This window comes from Actinomadura sp. KC216 (assembly GCF_004348535.1).
Classification (GTDB): domain Bacteria; phylum Actinomycetota; class Actinomycetes; order Streptosporangiales; family Streptosporangiaceae; genus Spirillospora.
In genome coordinates this window covers 1-2,229 of sequence record NZ_SMJX01000581.1, presented here as the reverse complement: position 1 = coordinate 2,229, position 2,229 = coordinate 1, and the positions used below count along the sequence as shown (strand labels likewise).

At 70.6% G+C, this 2,229-nt stretch carries 3 protein-coding genes; all 3 read left to right on the top strand.

From position 1 onward, the window contains the following. Nucleotides 1–273: 273 nt before the first annotated feature. Complete coding sequence (locus E1264_RS42175; protein WP_132183135.1) at nt 274–789, top strand: GAF domain-containing protein; 516 nt, start codon at nt 274–276, stop codon at nt 787–789. 54 nt (nt 790–843) lie between these two features. Beyond that, nucleotides 844–1,539 carry a GAF and ANTAR domain-containing protein gene (locus tag E1264_RS42170; protein WP_132183137.1) on the top strand — a complete coding sequence of 232 codons (696 nt, stop codon included), beginning with the start codon at nt 844–846 and terminating at the stop codon, nt 1,537–1,539. Between the two features lie 314 nt (nt 1,540–1,853). After that, on the top strand, nt 1,854–2,229 hold a 376-nt coding region (locus E1264_RS42165; RefSeq protein WP_165964671.1), incomplete at its 3' end, for an STAS domain-containing protein.

Here is a 2,229-nt window from a genome sequence, read left to right as displayed (position 1 = left end):
CCCCGGTCCGGTGCGCACCGCCAACCCAAGGAGAAACCGGCGATGCCCGGGGGCCGACGACCGGCCCGTCCGTCCCGGTCCTTCAGCAGGTCGCCCGGCGTGCGGCGAACGCCTGGCACCGTCCCGTCCCCGGAAGAAGGCTCTAGCTCTCGTTGAAGGAGGCCGCCGGGCACGTCAAGTGCCACAACCGAGCCGCTGGCGGTAGGCTGGTTTGTGTTGGTTCCGCCTTGTGTCCGCGGGTCAGTTGCTTTCGGCTGCCTGGAGTGAGGATTCATGGTGGACGATGACGGTCCCCGGAGCTCTTCCGATGGTGAGCTGTGGGTGGCCGCCGGCCGGGTGTCACGGGCGTTGCGCTCGATGGCGGTGATCTCACGGGTCGACGGAGTGGCCTTGATGCTGGCCGATGACCAGGGACGGTTGCGGGCAGTGGGAGGCTCCACCCGCGAGGGGCTGGAACTGGAGTACGCCCAGCAGTTCGAGCGGGCTGGTCCCGCGCATGAATCGATCGCCGTCGACCGTCCCGTCGCCGTCACCGATCTGCAGCGCCACGCGGGCGACGTCTATGAGCACCTCGCGCGGCGGGCGATGCCGGTCCGGGCCGTGCTCTCGGCGCCTGTGCACCTCCGCGGGGGCGCAGCCGCAGGGTCGCTGAACTTCTACAAGTACCTGCCCTGCCGGTGGAGCGGCGACTCCATCGCGATCGCGCAGCACCTGGCGCGGACGGCCGCCGACCTGCTCGTCCGGCTCGCCGGCCCACCCGAGTCCGATCACCGCTCCAGCAGCCGGTGACCATCGCGCGTCCCCGCGCCAACACCATCGACACACGCCCCGGAAGTGGACCTGATGCACATCGACAACGACGCCCTGGGCGCCAGCCTGGACCAACTGCGCAAAGCGCCGCACCAGACCGACGTGGCGCAGGCGCTGCAGCACGTGGTCACCTCGGTCGATGAGCTGTTCGGCTACGACGGTGCGGGGATCATGCTCATCGACGAGCACGAACGGCTGCTGTACGTGGCCGCCTCCGACGAGGCCGGCCGGACGCTGGAGCAAGCGCAGGCACGCGCCGAACAGGGTCCCTGCTACGACACCTACGTCACCGGCCACCCGGTCACCACCAAGGACGTGCGCTCCGACTTCCGCTGGCCGCAGCTCGCCGACGTGCTGGACGAGCGAGTCAGGGCGGTCGCGGGCATACCGATCCGGCTGGGCGGCAGCCCGGTCGGCACCCTGAACGTCTACCGTTCCGAGCCCGCCGAATGGGACGACTCCGACACCGCCGCGCTGGCCGCTTACGCCGACCTGATCAGCGACCTCCTGGCAGCCGCCCTGTCCTCGCAGGAGCACAGCACCACCGCCGCGCAACTCCAGTACGCACTGGACTACCGGGTGGTCATCGAACGCGCCATCGGCTTCCTGATGGCGACGGAAAAGGTGGACGCCATCACCGCCTTCAACCGGCTGCGCAAGAACGCCCGCGACAGCCGCCGCCGCGTCGCCGACCTCGCCGCCGAGATCCTCGACGAGGCCGGCCCCTGAACGCCGTCCCCACCTCCCGCCCGTAACGTCCGCCATCCCGATCGATACTCTCAGTTCTGTTGATCATGACCGGCCCCTGCCCCCTGCCCGGTCCCGGAGATCTCGCACCGCTCCCGGAGGGGCCCATGACCAAACCACCGCGCCGTCCACGCCCACGGCCGTCGTCAGCGACGGCTCCGTCACAAGCGTCCACACCGCAGTACCCGTCCACAGCGCCGGCCGCGTCGGCACCGCCCGACCCCTCGCTGCCACGCGCGACGCCGCCGGGTGTGAAACCGGCGGTGCAGCCGTGGCCCGCCGGCAGGCGTTCACCGGTGGTCCCGATCCCACCGGTCGCCGATGAGAACGCACGCGCCCACCAACTCACCCATGCCTGCGGGCTGATGGTCGGCGTCGAACACGATGGCTCGACCACCACCGTGTTCCTGCACGGAGAACTCGACATCGCCGGCGCCGGGCGGCTCGGCGACCACATCGCCGCAGTGATCGCCGAGCACGATCCCCACCGGCTGCTGCTGGAGCTGTCCGAACTGGCCTTCACCGACTCCAGCGGCCTGGCCGTCATGGTGTGGGCGCACCAGGTAATGGACCGCCGCGGCCGCCAGGCTCGGCTCCACCACCCGCAGCCCCGGGTGCTGCGGCTGCTGCACGTCACCGGCCTGCACACCCGGCTGCACATCACCGAAGCCC

Coding starts and splice junctions, on each gene's coding strand:
- E1264_RS42175 (WP_132183135.1), top strand. CDS start 274: ATGGTGGACGATGACGGTCCCCGGAGCTCTTCCGATGGTGAGCTGTGG.
- E1264_RS42170 (WP_132183137.1), top strand. CDS start 844: ATGCACATCGACAACGACGCCCTGGGCGCCAGCCTGGACCAACTGCGC.